Genomic DNA, 16,562 nt, shown 5'->3' on the forward strand with positions numbered 1-16,562 from the left:
TCGTCTCTCTGCCGGGGCTCTAGGCCGTCAAGGAAGGGGCCCGGCCGGCCCCGGAGGTCGCGTCGCGGTACCAGTACTCGAGGGTCAGCACGTGCCACAGATGCTTGGAGAAGTCCCGCTGCCCGGCAGCGTCCTCGGCGACCAGCCGCTGGAGCGCCTCGCGCCGCAGCAGCCCGGACCGCACCAGCTCACCGTCGTGCACCACCTCGCGCACCAGCGGCGCCAGGTCGCGGCTCATCCAGGCCCGCAACGGGGCGCTGAACAGGCCCTTGGGCCGGTACACGATCTCCCGGGGCAGGACCGAGGCGGCCGCCTCCTTGAGCACGGCCTTGCCCTGCCGTCCGACGATCTTGCGGTCGCCGGGCACGGCGAACGCCGCCCTGACCACCTCGACGTCCACGTACGGCACCCGCACCTCGGTCGACGCGGCCATGCTGGAGCGGTCCGTGTAGGCGAGGTTCAGGCCCGGCAGGAACATCCGGGCGTCGCCCAGGCACATGCGGTTGACGAAGTCGTCCAGGTCGTTGTCCCGGTAGACGTCCGCGTGCTCGGCCAGCACGTCGTCGACCGTCCCCGCCAGGTCCGGATGGACCAGGCCGAGCAGCTCGTCGCGGTCGTACATGGTGTAGCTGCGCCGGAACGCGGTCTCCTCCGGCAGATCCGCGAAGGACAGGAACCGCTTCGCGAACCGCACCGACCGGAACCCGCGCCGCGAGGTGGCGACCGGCAGCCGGTCCACGGCCGCCGACAGCCCCCGCCGCAGGGGACGCGGGACGCGCTGGTAGCGCAGCGCGAGCAGGTTGGCCACGTGCTTGCGGTAGCCGGCGAACAACTCGTCGGCGCCCATCCCCGAGAGCATCACCTTGACCCCGGCCTCCCGGGCGGCCGAGCAGATCAGGAACGTGTTGATCGCGGCCGGGTCGCCGATCGGCTCGTCCAGGTGGTACGTCATCCGCGGCAGCAGGTCGAGCACGTCGGGGGCGATCTCTATCTCGTGCAGGTCGACGCCGAACCGCTCGGCCACCTGCCGGGCGTAGCGCAGGTCGTCCGGCATCGCCTCGAACCGGGCGTCCTCGGCGCGGAACCCGATCGTGTAGGCGGAGATCCCGGGCCGGTGCCGGGCCGCCAGCGCGGTCAGGTAGCTGGAGTCGAGGCCCCCGGACAGGAACGCGGCCACGGGCACGTCGGAGAGCAGGTGGCGCCGGGTCGACTCCTCGACGACGGCGGCCAGGTCCGGCCGCTCCCCGCCCAGGGCACGCTCCCGGCCCTCGGCGGCGACCTCCCTCAGGTTCCAGTACCGGCCGCGCCGCACCACGCCGTCGGGCCGGAAGCTGATCCAGCTCCCCGGCGGCAGCTTCTCCGCCCCGCGCAGCGCGCAGCGCGAGTCCGGCACCCAGTAGTACAGCAGCGAGGCCACCAGGGCGCCCTGGTCCACCTCGAGCGAGTCGCCGGTGACCGCGGCGAGCGCCTTGAGCTCGGAGGCGAACACCACACCCTCGCCGCGCCGCAGCAGGAACAGCGGCTTGATGCCCAGCTGGTCGCGGACGAGGACCAGTTCACCGGTGCGCTCGTCGAAGATCCCGAACGCGAACATGCCGCGCAGCCGGGGCAGGCAGTCCGTGCCCCAGCGCCGCCACGCCTCCAGCAGCACCTCGGTGTCGGACGTACCGCGAAAGCGCACCCCGGCGGCCGTCAACTCGGCCCGCAGCTCGGGCGCGTTGTACAGCTCGCCGTTGTACGTCAGGGCGAGGCCGTCGGAGACCATCGGCTGCGCGCCGGTCTCCGACAGGTCGATGATGGCCAGCCGGCGGTGCCCGAGGTGCACTTCGCCGTCGCCGGCCGGGTGGCCGTAGTGGCCGGCCCCGTCCGGGCCGCGGTGGGCGAGGACGCCGGTGAGCCGGTCGGTCACGGCCTTGCCGTCCGGCCACCGGTACGTGCCTGCGATGCCACACATGATCTACCGCGCCTCCTGGTCGCTGTCCGGGACCCGAGCGGCCGGGGCCGGGGCCGGCGGCCGCTCGGTCCGCGGCCTGTCCGTGCCGTTGCGCCGGGCCGGCCGCTCCTGGCGGCCGCGCAGCGCGGTGTGCAGCCCGTCCCACAGCGTGCCGTCGGTCCGGTCGCGCGGATCGGGGTCGACCAGCACCACACCGATCACCGGGACGCGCTGGTCGGCGAGTTGCCGCGCCACGGTGTGCAGCCACGCCGCGCTGCCGTGCCCGGCCCGCACCACCAGCACGGTCTGGGTGCCGAGGTGGCGCAGGTCGGTCCAGGCGGTGCCGGGCGCGACCGAGCCGACGCCGAGCCGCCGCGTCCGGTGCGGCAGCGCCGCGACGGCCTCGGCGTCGACCACGGCCGGATCATCCGGCTCGCGGCGGATCCCGGACAGTTCGGTGCCGGGCAGGCCGTCGACGACGGCCACCGGGCCGTCCGCCGCCAGCGCCCTCGCGAGGTCCAGGGCGATCACGCCGGTGGTGCGCGCACAGCCCAGTTCCAGCAGCGACACCGGTTCCGCCGAGCCGCGCACCGCGCGGGCCAGCGTCCCGGTGAGCCGTTCGCCCGCCGCCCTGGCCTTCCGGCCGCGCCGCGGCAGGACCGTCCGGCGGGGCGTGCGGCGCAGCTCGGCGACGACGGATGCGCCCAGGTTCGCCGCGATGTCCCGGCGCAGCACGGGACGGTCCGCGACCACCACGCCGACCGCCGCCACGGCCAGCCCGAGCACGAGCCCGAGGACGAGTCCGATGCCCGCGTCGGTGGCCGCGGCCTTGGGCAGGGAGTGCGGCACCAGGCGCGGGTCGTCCACGATCTGCGTGCCGGCGGCGACCTTGGGCGTGCCGGTGCGCGCCTCCGCCGCACGCTGGTCGAAGTCGGCGATACGGGAGTTGAGTTCGGCCCGGCGCGCGAAGAGCGTCTCGATGGCCGCCGACGCCTTGGGATCGCCGTCCGGCGCCCGGTTCCCGATCGCCTTGTTCACCTGGGCGAGTTCGTCCCGCATGCGGTCGCGCTGGTCGATCAGGGCCTGCGCCTCGGCCTTGGCCTGCGCCAGCATCCGCTCCACGTGGTCCGCGACGAACGCGTCGGCCAGCGCCTTGGCCCGGGCCACCGCGTCGGCGTCGCTGTCGCCCGTCACCTCGATCTGCAGCACGTTGTTGGTCAGACCGGTCCCGCGGTACTTCTGGAGGAAGTCCTCGGGTTTCTCGGTGGACTTGAGGGTCTTCAGGGCCCGGGCCGCGATCCGTGTGGTGCCCAGCACCTGGACGTCGGTGCGGATCAGCGTGCCGGTGTCGTTGGGCTGGTCCTCCTGATGGGCGACCAGCACCTTGGTCACCGCGGTCGGCGGCGTGGGCAGCAGGACGGCCACGGCCGCGCCGAGGAGCAGGCCCAGCAGGGCCATGGAGGTCCACAGCCGGCGGCGCCTGCGCACCGCGACCACCAGCGACTGCAGGTCCAGCAGGGGAGCGGCGGCCGGTGACTGGGGAGTGCTGTTCGTCGTCACACCGGACCTCCGCTCGCGTGTGCGTGACCCGCGAGCGCCGCGGTGGCGTCCTGCTCGGGTGTCCCGGCCGGCCGCGCCGGGCGGGCCCGTACCGCGCCGGCGACGACGACGCCGACGACGTCGTGCCCGCCGTCCGCGCAGGCCTCGGCGATGCCGGCGAGCTCGGCGGCGGTCCGGCTGCCGGCGCTGAGCACGACCAGGACGCCGGACTCGGCGCCGCGGTCCGGCACCGTCGGCCGGGACGCCGAGACCTCCACCACCCGCAGCACGGGGTAGCCCTTGCTCGAAGAGCTCGGGGCGGGACTCCTGTCGGCCTCGGCGGCGAGCTGCGCGGCGGCCCGGCGGGCGATGTCGTCGCCGTCCGCCACGACGACCAGCAGCCGCCGGGGAGGGGGCAGTTGGTCCCGCAGGCGCGCGCACACCCGCCGGTAGCGGATCCGCCGTCCGGCCTCGTCGCCGGACGTGCGCGCGGCGGGTACGTCCCACCGGGTGTCGACGCCCAGCAGCCGCCGGAACCGGGCCCGCGCACCGCGGCCCTCCGTCCGGGGCGCGTGCCGTTCGACGGGTACGTCGACGGTGCCCAGGACCGCCGAGCCCAGCGCCGCGGCGATCTCCGCCTCGGTGCGCGGCCTGCGGTTCGCCCGCGCGGCGACGAGATGGCCGACGACCCCGGCCAGGAGGAACAGCAGCGCCCCTGCGGCGATGAGCTGCGTCCTCGTCGGCGGCGCCTCGCCGGTCGGCCGGGCCGCCGGGCCCATCACGACCATGCCGCCCTTGTTGGTCACCGGGTCTGCCTCGTCCAGCTTCTTCATGGCGTCCTGGAGCGCGGTGCGCAGCTTCTCGAGCTCGGTGCGGGCCTGCACGCTCTCCACGGTCCGCCCCGGATCGGCCGCGCCGGCCAGGTCGCTGATGCTGCGGTTGGTCTGCTCCACCTGCTGCCGCAGCGCCTCGGGCCCCGCCGAGGTGTCCGACTCGGTGCTGCTGCCGGCGATCTGCGCGGCGAACGACACGAACTGCTGGGCCACCTGGTCGGAGAGCCGCTGCGCGCGCTCCGGGGAGTCCGCCGTGCCCGAGACCTTGATGATGTTGCCGTCGGTGGCAGCGGCGCTCACCTGGCCGTGCAGCTCGCTGGCGCTGACGCCGCTCCAGCGCAGGGTGGCGGCCGCGCGGTCGACCACCGTCGAACTGCTCGCGATCTCCGCCTGCGTCAGCAGCTCGCGCTGCTCCCACTGCCCGGGCAGCAGTACGGACGTCGTGGCGGTGTAGCGCGGCGGGAGCAGCACGGAGGTGCCGTAGCCGGCGAGCGCGCCCAGCAGGGTGAGGATCGCGAGGATCCGCCGGCGCCGGCGGAACATCCGTCCGATCGTGACCAGGCGTATCGTGTCATCGCTCAATGGTGCTGTCGCCTCCTGTCCGGGCGGGGCCGTCCGCCGGCGCCGCGGCGCGGTCACCGCAGGCGGCGGCGTAGGCGGCGAGCAGTTGCTTCTGCGAGTTGCGCCAGGAGAGCCGCCCGGTGATCCGCTCCTGGCCGGTCCTGCCCATCCGGGCCCGCTGGTCCGGGTCGTCCAGCAGCAGCGCGATCAGCTTGGCGAAGGCGGCCTCGTCGTTGGCGGGCGCGTAGACGGCGGCGTCACCGGCGGAGACGCGCGCCTCCTTCAGGTCGAAGGAGACGATCGGCCGGCCCATCGCCATGTACTCCAGGACCTTGTTCATGGTCGACACGTCGTTGAGCGGATTGCGCGGGTCGGGGGAGAGGCACACGTCCGCGGTGGACAGGTAGCGCACCAGGTCGGCGTCCGGGACGCGCCCGGTGAACCGCACCTGGTCGCCGAGCCCGAGCCGCCCGGACAGCTCCACCATCGCGTCGAAGGCGTCGCCGGCGCCGACGAACACCGCGTGCCAGTCGGTGCGTCCGAGCTCGTCGCGCAGTTTCGCCAGCGCCCGCAGCGCGTAGTCGACGCCGTCCTGGGGGCCCATGACGCCGAGGTAGCACAGCAGATGGGGCTTGCCCTGCTTCAACTCCGGCTCCGGCGGCACCGGCTGGAACCGGTCGGTCTGCGGTGCGCTGCGCACCACGAACACGTCCTCGGGGCGCCGGCCGCCACGGCGTACCGCGACGTCCCTGTAGCTCTCGTTCGTGGCGAGCACGACGTCCGCGGCCCGGTACGTCATCCGCTCCAGCGCGCACACCGCGCGGTAGAGCAGGTCCTCGCCGCGGCCGAACCGGGACAGGTACAGCTCGGGCACCAGGTCGTGCTGGTCGAAGACGAACCGCGCGCCGCGCCGCTTCAGCCACAGGGCCGGCAGGAACAGCAGGTCGGGCGGGTTGCAGGCGTGCACCACGTCGACCGGGCCGACCCTGCGGGCCAGCCGCGCCGTGTGCCACAGCGCCGATCCGTACTCCCGCAGATAGCCGGCCGGTCCTCCGGTCGCCGCGCGCAGCGGGTAGCGGTGGATCCGCACCCCGTCGATCTCGGCTTCCGGCTCCGTGTCCCGCTTGCTGCCCTGCGGGCAGATGACGTGCACCGTCCAGCCCGCGTCGCGCAGCGTCGTGCACTCCTGCCAGACCCGCCGGTCGAAGGGCACCGACAGGTTCTCCACGAGGATCAGCGCGCGCCGTCCGCGCCCGTCACCCCTGATCGTGTCACCAGGCAAGGCCCACGTACCCCGGTTCGGTCCGGCGCGCGTCGGCGTCGGGAAGGCGGACGAGATCGATGAGGAGGGGGCCGTCGCCATGGGGCAGCGCCGACAGCACCTCCGGGTCCTTGGTCCCCACCAGGCACACCTCGGCGTGCTCCAGCACCTCGCCGACGGAGTCCGCGAGGAGTTGCGCGAGGTGCGGCAGCCGGGTCTCGATGTACTCGCGGTTCGCGCCGAGCAGCCTCGACAGGCTCACGTTGGCGTCGTGGATCCGCAGGTCGTACCCCTTGCCGTGGAGCCTTTCGGCCAGTTCGACGAGCGGGCTCTCGCGCAGGTCGTCGGTGCCGGGTTTGAAGGACAGCCCGAACAGGCCCACCCGGCGCTTCCCGGTGCGCTCGACCAGTTCCACCGCGCGTTGCAGATGGTCGGCGTTGGAGGGCAGGACGTGGGAGAGGATGGGCACCGAGACGTCGGCCCGCTGCGCGGCGTGGACCAGGCTGCGCAGGTCCTTGGGCAGGCAGGAACCGCCGAAGGCGAAGCCGGGCCGCAGATAGGCGGGGCTGACGTTCAGCTTGCGGTCGGCCAGGAACACGTCCATCACCTGGTGCGAGTCCACCCCGAGCGCCTGGCAGACCGCGCCCAGCTCGTTCGCGAACCCGATCTTGAGGCCGTGGAAGGCGTTGTCCGCGTACTTGATCGCCTCGGCCGTCGGGACGGGCACCCGGAACACCTCGCCGGGCAGCCCCTCGTAGAGCGCCGCCACCATGTCGCCGCTGGCCGCGTCGAGTTCGCCGATGACGGTCTTGGGCGGGTCGAAGAAGTCCCGCACGCTGGTGCCCTCGCGCAGGAACTCCGGGTTGACCGCGACCCCGAAGTCCACCCCGGCCGTGCCGCCGACGAACTTCTCCAGGATCGGCACCAGCAGGTTCAGGCAGGTGCCCGGGAGCATGGTGCTGCGGTACACGACCGTCTGCCGGCCGCCCCGCTCGGCGAGCACCGCGCCGATCTGCTCGGTGACCCGCTCCAAGTACGTCGTGCACAGGCTCCCGTTGGGCTCCGAGGGCGTGCCCACGCAGATGAGCGACACGTCGCTGCCCATGACCGCCTCGCGGACGTCGCCGGTGGCGCGCAGCGCCCCGGTTCGCACGACCTCGGCGATGAGCCCCCCGATGCGCTCCTCGACCACCGGGGCCTTGCCGTCGTTGACCAGGTCGACCTTCACCTGGTTGACGTCCACGCCGATGACCTCGTGACCGAGGCTGGCCAGGCACGCGGCCGACACGCAGCCCACGTAGCCGAGCCCGAAGACGCTGACTCTCATGACCCGTTCCTCCCCCCAGGCAGGCCCCTGCGGCCTGCGGTTCGCGCGCCGGCGCGACGGTTCCCGCACATCAGTAGGCCCCCTGCCCGTAGAGCACCGCGCGCAGCGTCTTCCACAAGATCACCGTGTCCAGGGCGAGCGACCAGTCCTCGACGTACCGCAGGTCGAGGCGGACCGCCTCCTCCCACGGCAGGTCGCTGCGTCCGCTTATCTGCCACAGGCCGGTGAGCCCGGGCTTGACCAGCAGCCGCCGCCGGATGTCCGGGCCGTAGGCGGCGCACTCCTCCGGCAGCGGGGGCCGCGGACCGACGAGCGACATCGATCCGGTCAGTACGTTGAACAGCTGCGGGAGTTCGTCGACCGAGTACCGGCGCAGCACCGACCCCACCCGGGTCACCCGGGGGTCCCGGCGGAGCTTGAACAGCAGGCCCGCGCCCTCGTTGCGGTCGGCCAGCGCGTCACGCGCCCGGTCGGCGCCGGCGACCATGGTGCGGAACTTCCAGATGGTGAACTCGCGGCCGTCCTTGCCGACCCGGCGCTGGCGGTAGAGCGCACCGCCCGGGCTCTCCGCCACGACGAGAGTTGCGACGACCAGCATCAGCGGCGCGAACAGCACCAGCAGGACCGCCGCGCCCAGCCGGTCGACGACCGCCTTGATGGCTCTGCGGCCGCCGGTGAAGGCCGGCATGCTGACCCGCAGCAGCGGTATCCCGAGCACCGCGTCGACGTGCAGCCGAGGTCCGGCCACTTCCATCAGCACGGGGGCGACGACCATCTCGGCGTCGCTGCCCTCGAGGTTCCAGGCCAGCCGCTGGAGCCGGGCCGGCGACCAGTGCGGGTCCGGTGTGACCGCGACGACCCGGTAGGCGTCGCGGCGGACGTGGCCGGCGACGTCCGCCAGCCGGCCGACGACCGGCACTCCGTCCACCTGGACACCGCCGGGCACGGCATCGTCCGTGCACACGGCGTCCACCCGCCAGCCGAGGTGCGGGAATCTTCGGGTACGGGTGATCAGGTCGCGTACCGTGTCCAGACTTCCGGCGGCGAGCACCGGTCTCAGACACCGTCCCTCTTTCCGCTGTTTGTGCAGCCAGAGGCGCAGCAGATACCGCGCCGTCATGGTGACGAGCGCGATCGCGGGAATGGCGACGAAGATCCAGAGTTTGATGTTGCGTGAGGTCAGGGCTATTCCGCCGAGCGCCAGCACGACGGTCGCCGCGAACAGCGCGCGGCCGAGCCGCCGGAATTCCTCGGCGCCCTGGCCGAGAACCGCCGGCGCCCATGAGCGGCTCACCGCGAGTGCGCCCAGTACCAGGATCTCGGTGCCGAATGCGAGAATTCCCCATTTCTCGTGCCAGTTGGCCGCGTCCCGCGCCCCGAAGAAACCGCCGATCATCGTCACCACCAGGGCGGTGGCCACGGTGTCGCCGGTGATCACGATATGGCGGTACCGCTGCTCCCAGGCGCTCGCGGGCCCGCTGACGGACCCGTTCGCCAGACTCTCACGCGCCGGCGGAAACGGGCTTACTAGTCCCTCCTGCCGCACGGAACCCCCCCGGTCCCCTGTGATTCGACGTGTTTGACCAACACGGTTCCACCCCCCTCGGGAGGCCCCCGCCTCCCGCACAGTTCCTTCTTCGGGAGGCCCCCGCCTCCCGCGCCGCGCTGTTCCTCAGGTGGAAGGCCCCCGCCTCCCGCTCATGACGTCCGGCTCCGTCGCCGCTGCTCGAACAACCCACCCCGGCGGCAGCGGACCCGCCTTTCCTGAACGACTTCCGTGGCATACGGAAACCGCTGACATCCCGGGCGCTCCCCCGCACCCAAGGCCCACGTGAAGATCGTTTGACTGATCGCCCCGCGCTCGAACAGCTGAAGCACGGTCAATCTAGACCATCGGAGCGCGTGTGAAGAGAGGATGTGTGGAATTCGTGCGCATACTTTGAGCCGTGATTCGCCGGTCGAAGATCAACAATGGCCGCCCTGACACGGAAATGTGTTACAGGAGTGAACAACGGTCAACAAGATCCGGCTGTCGCATTCCCGCTCGCGTTCGCGTTCGCCCGAGCCTCGCCCGTCCGGTGTGCGTGGCGCGCGTCGAAAGTTTCGCGGTCTGAGTCCACAGTGCCGATTCGGGTGCTCCACGTCGGTCGTGGGGAGATTGACTTGAAACCGTGCATGCGTCTTGTGGACTGCGGAAATGTCAACGGCAGTTGAACGTGAAGGCGGCCGAAGCTTTCGAAACAATTACCGAAACCGTTGACAGCGGTCAGGGGCACGCCAACACTGAGCGCCGTTCACAGCCCCGTTCCCTCATCACCCCCACGAGGAGGAAGCACGGACATGAACGCGCTCACTCACCCCCACGGCCGCGCCGGCGACCGGCTCAGGTGGTTCGTCAGAAGTGTCTGGGCCGCCGCGCTGATCGCACTGGCCGCCTTCGCGCTGCCCGGTACCGCCGACGCCGACACCGTGATCACCACCAACCAGACCGGCACCGACAACGGCTACTACTACTCGTTCTGGACCGACGGCGGCGGCTCCGTCTCCATGAACCTCGGCTCCGGGAGCAGTTACGGCACCTCCTGGAGCAACGTCGGCAACTTCGTCGCCGGCAAGGGCTGGAGCACCGGCGGCCGCAGGAGCGTGACCTACTCGGGCAGCTTCAACCCGTCAGGCAACGCCTACCTGTCGCTCTACGGCTGGACCACCAACCCGCTCGTGGAGTACTACATCGTCGACAACTGGGGCACCTACCGGCCCACCGGAACGTACAAGGGCACGGTCACCAGCGACGGCGGGACCTACGACATCTACGAGACGACCCGGGTCAACGCCCCGTCCATCGAGGGCACGCGCACCTTCAACCAGTACTGGAGCGTGCGGCAGTCGAAGCGGACCGGCGGCACCATCACCACCGGCAACCACTTCGACGCCTGGGCCCGCGACGGCATGAACCTCGGCACCTTCAACTACATGATCCTCGCCACCGAGGGCTACCAGAGCAGCGGCAACTCCAGCATCACCCTGGGCGATTCGGGATCCGGCGGTGGTGGCGGCACCGGTGGCGGAGGCGGCTCGGGCGGCGGTTGCACGGCGACTCTGTCGGCGGGGCAGCAGTGGAGTGACCGGTACAACCTGAACGTGTCGGTGAGCGGTTCGAGCAACTGGACCGTGACGATGAACGTGCCCTCGCCGGAGAAGGTCCTGTCCACCTGGAACGTCAGCGCCAGTTACCCGAGCGCGCAGGTGCTGACCGCCAAACCCAACGGCAGCGGCAACAACTGGGGCTTGACGATCCAGACCAACGGCACCTGGACCTGGCCCACCGTCACCTGCACCGCGAGCTGACCCCCCACCGGCACGAGGAAGGCACATCCACATGCGCAACAGACCACGTCCGCCGTCGCGTTCGCTGGTGAGTGGCCTGGCGGTGACCGCGCTCGCCCTGACGGGAGCCGTCACCACCGGCCAGGCACCCGCCCGCGCCGCCACCTGCGGCGGCTACGTCGGACTCACCTTCGACGACGGCCCCTCCAACGACCACACCCCGGCCCTGCTCAACGCGCTCAGGCAGAACGGCCTGCGGGCCACGATGTTCAACGAGGGCCGGTACGCGGCCGCCTACCCCGCCCAGGTGCGGGCCGAGATCGACGCGGGCATGTGGGTCGGCAACCACAGCTACACCCACCCGCACCTGACCCAGCAGAGCCAGTCGCAGATCGACTCGGAACTCTCCCGCACCCAGCAGGCGATCGCCGCGGCGGGCGGCGGCACGCCGAGACTGTTCCGGCCGCCCTACGGCGAGACCGACTCGGCCCTGAGGTCGGTCGAGGCCAAGTACGGGCTGACCGAGATCATCTGGGACGTCGACTCGCAGGACTGGAACGGCGCGAGCACCGACGCGATCGTGCAGGCGGTCTCCCGGCTCGGCAACGGGCAGATCATCCTCATGCACGAATGGCCCGCCAGCACCCTCGCCGCGATCCCGCGCATCGCGCGGACCCTGTCCGCCAAGGGCCTGTGCGCCGGCAGGATCTCCCCGCAGACCGGCCGCGCGGTGGCCCCCGGCAGCCCGTAGGAGCCCGGCGAAGGCCCGTATCGGCCCGGCGGAGGTTCGTACGAGCAGGGCGGAGGCCCGTAACGAGAAGGAGGTGTCCGGCCTGGGAAGCGGCGGTGCTCGTGGCCGTCGCTTCACAGGCGCTTGGCGCCCGCCGCCAGCACGGCCCTCGTCAGGTCCACCCGGGAGCGGACGCCGAGTTTGCGGTAGGCGCGGGTCAGCGCGGCCTCCACCGTCTTGACGCTCACCACCAGTTCGGCGGCGACCTCGCGGTTGCTCGCGCCCTGCGCGACGCGCCTCGCGACCCTGCGCTCGGCCTCGGTGAGGGAACCCACGGCGGCCAGGGACGCGGAGGCGGGGGCGTCGGCCGCCGTCTGCCGCTCCTGCGCGGCCCGCACCTGCGCCAGCCAGGGACGCGCCTGCGCCTGCTCGAACAGCCGGTGCGCGGCGGCCAGTTCACGGCGGGCGGCCTCCGCGTCGCACCGCCGCAGGTGCAGCTGACCGAGGGCGAGCCGTGCGCGGCCCTCCTCGAGCGGGTAGCGCAGCGCCTGGTGCTGGTCCGCGGTCCGGCGCAGCACGCGTACGGCCGCGTCCGGGTCCCCGTCGGCCTCCAGCAGCAGCGCCCGCGGCCGGCCCAGAGCGGCCATCACGCTCCGCCGGCCCAGCCGCGCCGCCTGCTTCCAGGTCCGCCCGACCACCTCGGCCGCCTCGTCCAGCAGCCCCTCGCCGATCAGCGCCTCGGCGAGATCGCTCTGCCAGCGGCGCATCGCCGGATCGCCCTGCCCCTGGGCGAGTTCGAGGTCCCGCACCCGGCGCAGAAGGCGCACCGCCGCCCTCGGCTCGCCGCCGATCAGCCGGATGTGACCCTCCGCGTACAGGGCGCGGGGCAGGAACAGCCGGTCGTCGTCGTCCTCGCTGTGCCGGCGCGCCTGCTCGGCCGCCGAGAGGGCGTCACCGAGGTCACCGCCCGCCGCCCGCGCGATCGCCACCGCGTGCCAGGCGGGCCCCTGGCTGATCCCGGCGTCCTGGGCGACCCGCAGGCCCTGCCGGGACAGGTCCAGGGCGCGGGCGCAGCGGCCGCGGTGCACCTCGATGAGGGCGAGACAGCCCAGGCACTGGCTCAGGGTCTCCGGGCTGCCGCGCCTGCGGACCGCGTAGACGAGGGCGCGCATCTCGGTGTACGCGTCGTCCAGCCGGTCGTGCAGCAGGTGGCGGCGGTGGCGCAGGTAGGCGGGGCCGTTGTGGTCGTAGAGCACGCGCTGGTCCGCCGGTGACGCCAGCGCCGCGTCCAGCGTCTCCTCCGCCTCGGGCCGGCCGAGGTAGAACTCCAGCGCGGACTGGAGAGTCAGGCTCAGCTGGTGGGTACGGGGGTCGCCGGCCCGCCCGGACAGCCGGGCCGCGCGTACGGCGTGCGGGTGCGCCCTGACCGCGGAGCCCTCCGCCAGCCAGGACCGCCAGGCGAGCCGGTAGTGCACCTGGGCCAGCAGGCCCGGCTCGCCCTCGGCGTCCCGCAGCGCGTGCCGGAACACGTCGGACACCTCGGCCACGGCCTGCCCGCTGGAGTCGATGACCGCCATCCAGGCGCGCACCCGGTCCGCCGGGGTGCGGCAGTCGCGCAGCGCGCGGTGCGCGAGCCGCCGTACGAGCGGGTAGTCGCCCGCGGCCAGCGCGTCCTCGGCCGCCGTGAGGCGCAGATCCACGGCGCCGGCGCCGGGACCGCGGCCCCCGCCCGGACTCCCGCCACCCGCACCGTCCTCGGGCGTGTGGTCCGCCGCGCGCAGGAGCAGCCGGGCCGCGCCCGCCGGGTCGCCGCGCCGGCGGGCGAGCGCGGCGGCCTCGCAGAGCAGTGCGGCCAGTGCCGGGTCCTTGCCCCGGGACAGCGAGGCGAGCTGGTGGGCCCTCTCCACCGGGTCGGTCGCGGCGTCGGCCAGCGCCCGGTGGATCCGCGCCCGCTCCTTGGGCGTGGCCTCCTCGTACAGCAGGGCCGCGGTGAGCGGCTGGGTGAACCGGACCGGCCCCTGCGCCACCGGTTCCACCAGGCCGAGCCGCGCGGCCTCGCGCAGGTCGGCGGCGGCGCCCTCGAACCCGGCCGCCAGCAGCAGTTCGGGCGTGGGCCGTGCGGCGGTGCCCGCGGCCAGCAGCGTGCGGCGGGCGGAGGGGCCGAGCGCCGCGAGCCACCTTCCGAAGAAGGCGCGCAGGGTCTCGGGCAGCGGCCGCACGGTGGTGGGCGTCGGCGGCTCGTCCCAGACCGGGCCGCCGTCCTCGCCGCAGGCCCGGGCCAGTTCCAGTGCGAAGCGCGGGTTGCCGCCGCTCGCGCGCCGGATCCTCGAGGCCCGCTGCTTGGGCCACGCCATGCCGTGTTCCGCGAGCAGCGCGGCGGTCTCCGGCTCGGTCATCGGGGGCACGGGCAGCGTCGTCACCGGCTGCGGGCACAGCCGTACCGCCCGGACGACCGGGTCGTCGCCGCCGACCGGCCCGGTGCGCACCGCGGCCGCCACCGCGAGCCCGGTGCCCGCGCTGCGGTGGGCTACGAAGGACAGGGCGTCGGCGCTGGGCGCGTCCAGCCACTGCGCGTCGTCGACGACCAGCAGGAGCGGCCGGCCGTCGGCCAGTTCGGTGAGCGTCCTCAGCAACGCCATACGGAGCGTGAGCAGTTGCCCGCCCCCGGCTGGTGCGGTCGCGCCCGTCACCCTGCGCAGCACCCCGCCCAGCAGGGCGTGTTCGGCGTCCGGCAGACGGCCCAGCTCCTCGTCTGCCACCTCTGCCAGAAGGTCGATGAGACCGAGATACGGCAGCTCCTGGTCGGCGCGGGCGGGCCGGCACCGCAGCACCCGGTGACCGCCGGAGGTGAACCGGTCGGCGAGCGACGACAGGAGGGTCGACCGTCCGGCCCCCGGATGGCCCGTCAGCACCAGTCCGCCACCCCCGTCCAGGGCGGCTTGGGCACGGTCCAGGACGGTGGCGCGTTCCACGCTCATCGTGCCAGTCCCTTCGCGTCCTCCGAGGTGTGCGGCCAGAGGGCATGGTGAACCCCGGGAGTTGGAAGGTGAACCACGAGACGGACGCGAAAACACCAAGAGTGCGCCAAGGCGGGGACGGCGGGGCGGGCCCGGCGAGCGGGAGGGGCGGCCGCCGGCCTCGGGCGGCCGCCCCGGGAGGCGCTGGTGACGATGCGGGCTCAGTCCAGGATGCGGTGCTGCGTCCAGAACGACGTCAGGTCCGTGCTGGTCGCCGCCTGCGCCGCCGCCTTGAACTCGGCGGTGGTGGAGACGCCGTACCAGTGCGACTGGGCGTAGTCGTGCAGCAGTTGCTCCATCGCGCTGTCCCCGATCACGCGCCGCAGGTCGTGCAGGGCGCACTTGCCGTAGCCGTAGACGACGGTGGAGTACCGCGAGGAGTGGGCGTCCCAGTACGCCATCGAGTCGGTGATCGCCTCGTCCGGGGAGGCCCAGGACACGTTGTTCCAGCAGCCGGCGCCGTCCTTGCCGAGGGCGAGGTCGGTGGCGTAGTCGGTGAACGCCTCGTCCAGCCACGGGCGGTTGTACTCGTCGTCGCCGACGATGCCGTAGAACCACTGGTGGGCGAGCTCGTGCGTGAGCGCCGTGCGGTCGACCAGGTCGAGCACGAAGCCGGGGTACTCCATCCCGCCGAACCAGAAGTTGTTGTCGAGGACCGCGTCGACCTCGCCGTACGGGTAGGCGCCGAAGCGCTGCGCGTGGGCGTCGATCGCCGACTCGGCCACGTCCAGCATGTTCTGGGTGTCGGAGGAGCCGATGCCGTCCACGGCGTAGACGTTGACCTTGGTGCCGCCCGGTGACGTACCCGAGACCTTGCTGAACGGGCCCGCCGCCCAGGCGAAGTCGCGCACCGAACGCGCGGTGGCGCGGGTGACGGTGCGGCCGGCGGAGCCGGCGCTGTCCTGGGAGGTGCCGGTGGCCGGGACGGACAGCGCGGAGGGGTGGTCCAGGGTCACGTCGAAGTCGGCGGCCAGGGAGTAGAAGGACTCGCCGTTGTTGGTGTACGGATCCAGGTGCCAGCCGTCCGCGTCACGGATCGCCAGCACGGGCAGCGCGTTGCCGAGGAAGGCGAACTGCCCGTCGTGGCCGAAGCGGTCGGCGCCGCTGGGCACGTCGATGGCGAGGCCGAAGCCGACGGTGCCGCTCTGTCCCTGGGCGAGCGGGCCGGGCAGCGTCACCTTCAGGGCCGTGCAGTTCACCGACAGGGCGTCGGGCGTGCCGCCGGTCACGTTGGTCACGGTGATCGGCGTGGTGGGGCAGTTGCCGTGGGCGTTGTCCCACAGCCGCAGGTACACCTCGCTCAGCGGGGTGGCCGAGGCGTTGGTGAAGGACACGCTCTCGTGGCCGCTCCAGTGGGTGCCCGCGGAGTCGCTGCTGAGCGAGACGGTGTACGCGGGTTTCGCCGGCGTACGCGTGGAGTCGGAGGGCGGCGGTGGGGGCGGGGGCGTGGTGCCGCCGCCCGAGACGTCCAGGGCGACGTCGTCGAGGACGAAACTGGTCTGGGCGCCGGAGTCCTCGGTGCCGGTGAAGGACACGGTGACGGTCTGCCCGGCGAAGGCGGAGAGGTCGAAGGTCTTCTTCGTGTAGCCGGAGGCCGCGTCCAGGTTGGAGTACGTGGCGAGGGTGGTCGGACCGGCCTTGGCGGTGAGCTTGTCGTAGGCCGTGGACGAGGTGGTCTCGTCCGTGTCGATGTGCAGGTAGAAGCTCAGCGAGGCGCTGGTGCAGCCGGCCGGGACGGTGACGCTCTGGGAGAGGGTGTCGGTGTGCGTGGAGCCGTAGCCGTCGAGCCAGGCGTAGTGGCTGCCGCTGTGGGCGCTCTGCGAGGCGGAGGAAGTGATGACTCCGTTGCTCTGGGACCAGGGCGAAGTGCCGTTCTCGAAACCGCCGTTGGAGATCAGCTGACCGGCGGCGCAGTCGGCGGCGGCCCGGGCGGGGGTGGGTGCGGCGACGGTGGCGAGGCCACCGGCGCCGACGATCAGGCAGGCGCCCGTCGTCCATGTCAGAAGTCTGCGTCTCATGATGTGTTCCGGTCCT

9 protein-coding genes and 1 pseudogene are annotated in these 16,562 nt (G+C 72.8%); 2 read left to right on the forward strand and 8 right to left on the reverse strand.

The window, feature by feature from the left end:
• Window positions 1-19: 19 nt before the first annotated feature.
• The 6 genes from asnB to IE217_RS13450 form a co-directional block, all read right to left on the reverse strand.
• Entirely contained in the window at window positions 20-1,954 is a 1,935-nt protein-coding gene (asnB, locus tag IE217_RS13425) for an asparagine synthase (glutamine-hydrolyzing) (protein ID WP_190178055.1), read from the reverse strand.
• A gap of 3 nt (window positions 1,955-1,957) precedes the next feature.
• Entirely contained in the window at window positions 1,958-3,493 is a 1,536-nt protein-coding gene (locus IE217_RS13430) for a Wzz/FepE/Etk N-terminal domain-containing protein (RefSeq protein WP_190178056.1), read from the reverse strand.
• Entirely contained in the window at window positions 3,490-4,887 is a 1,398-nt protein-coding gene (locus IE217_RS13435) for a Wzz/FepE/Etk N-terminal domain-containing protein (RefSeq protein ID WP_190178057.1), read from the reverse strand. The genes IE217_RS13430 and IE217_RS13435 overlap by 4 nt, the downstream gene beginning before the upstream one ends.
• A complete protein-coding gene (locus IE217_RS13440; RefSeq protein ID WP_190178058.1) occupies window positions 4,877-6,148 on the reverse strand; it encodes a glycosyltransferase family 4 protein in 1,272 nt (423 codons plus the stop codon). The genes IE217_RS13435 and IE217_RS13440 overlap by 11 nt, the downstream gene beginning before the upstream one ends.
• Entirely contained in the window at window positions 6,138-7,454 is a 1,317-nt protein-coding gene (locus tag IE217_RS13445) for a nucleotide sugar dehydrogenase (protein WP_190178059.1), read from the reverse strand. Before IE217_RS13445 ends, IE217_RS13440 begins: the two co-directional genes overlap by 11 nt.
• 70 nt (window positions 7,455-7,524) lie before the next feature.
• Window positions 7,525-9,000, reverse strand: coding sequence for a sugar transferase (locus IE217_RS13450; RefSeq protein WP_190178060.1), 1,476 nt, complete (start codon window positions 8,998-9,000; stop codon window positions 7,525-7,527).
• Between the two features lie 794 nt (window positions 9,001-9,794).
• On the opposite strand from IE217_RS13450, the gene xynA reads away from it, so the two are divergent.
• Together xynA and IE217_RS13460 are read left to right on the forward strand one after the other, a co-directional pair.
• On the forward strand, window positions 9,795-10,802 hold the full coding sequence (xynA, locus tag IE217_RS13455) for an endo-1,4-beta-xylanase XynA (protein ID WP_190178061.1): 1,008 nt from the start codon (window positions 9,795-9,797) through the stop codon (window positions 10,800-10,802).
• A 31-nt stretch (window positions 10,803-10,833) separates the two neighbouring features.
• Window positions 10,834-11,520: pseudogene (locus IE217_RS13460) on the forward strand (polysaccharide deacetylase family protein); the annotation flags it as partial.
• 125 nt (window positions 11,521-11,645) lie between these two features.
• Here the strand turns inward: IE217_RS13460 and IE217_RS13465 are convergent.
• Window positions 11,646-14,489 (reverse strand): ATP-binding protein, encoded by a 2,844-nt coding sequence (locus IE217_RS13465; RefSeq protein ID WP_190178063.1) that lies wholly within the window; start codon window positions 14,487-14,489, stop codon window positions 11,646-11,648.
• 200 nt (window positions 14,490-14,689) lie between these two features.
• Complete coding sequence (locus tag IE217_RS13470) at window positions 14,690-16,546, reverse strand: M1 family aminopeptidase (protein WP_190178064.1); 1,857 nt, start codon at window positions 16,544-16,546, stop codon at window positions 14,690-14,692.
• Window positions 16,547-16,562: the final 16 nt, after the last annotated feature.

Origin of the sequence: Streptomyces naganishii JCM 4654 (genome assembly GCF_014650575.1) — a bacterium.
Taxonomy (GTDB): domain Bacteria; phylum Actinomycetota; class Actinomycetes; order Streptomycetales; family Streptomycetaceae; genus Streptomyces; species Streptomyces naganishii.

Coding starts and splice junctions, on each gene's coding strand:
- IE217_RS13470 (WP_190178064.1), bottom strand. CDS start 16,546: ATGAGACGCAGACTTCTGACATGGACGACGGGCGCCTGCCTGATCGTC.
- asnB (WP_190178055.1), bottom strand. CDS start 1,954: ATGTGTGGCATCGCAGGCACGTACCGGTGGCCGGACGGCAAGGCCGTG.
- xynA (WP_190178061.1), top strand. CDS start 9,795: ATGAACGCGCTCACTCACCCCCACGGCCGCGCCGGCGACCGGCTCAGG.
- IE217_RS13465 (WP_190178063.1), bottom strand. CDS start 14,489: ATGAGCGTGGAACGCGCCACCGTCCTGGACCGTGCCCAAGCCGCCCTG.
- IE217_RS13445 (WP_190178059.1), bottom strand. CDS start 7,454: ATGAGAGTCAGCGTCTTCGGGCTCGGCTACGTGGGCTGCGTGTCGGCC.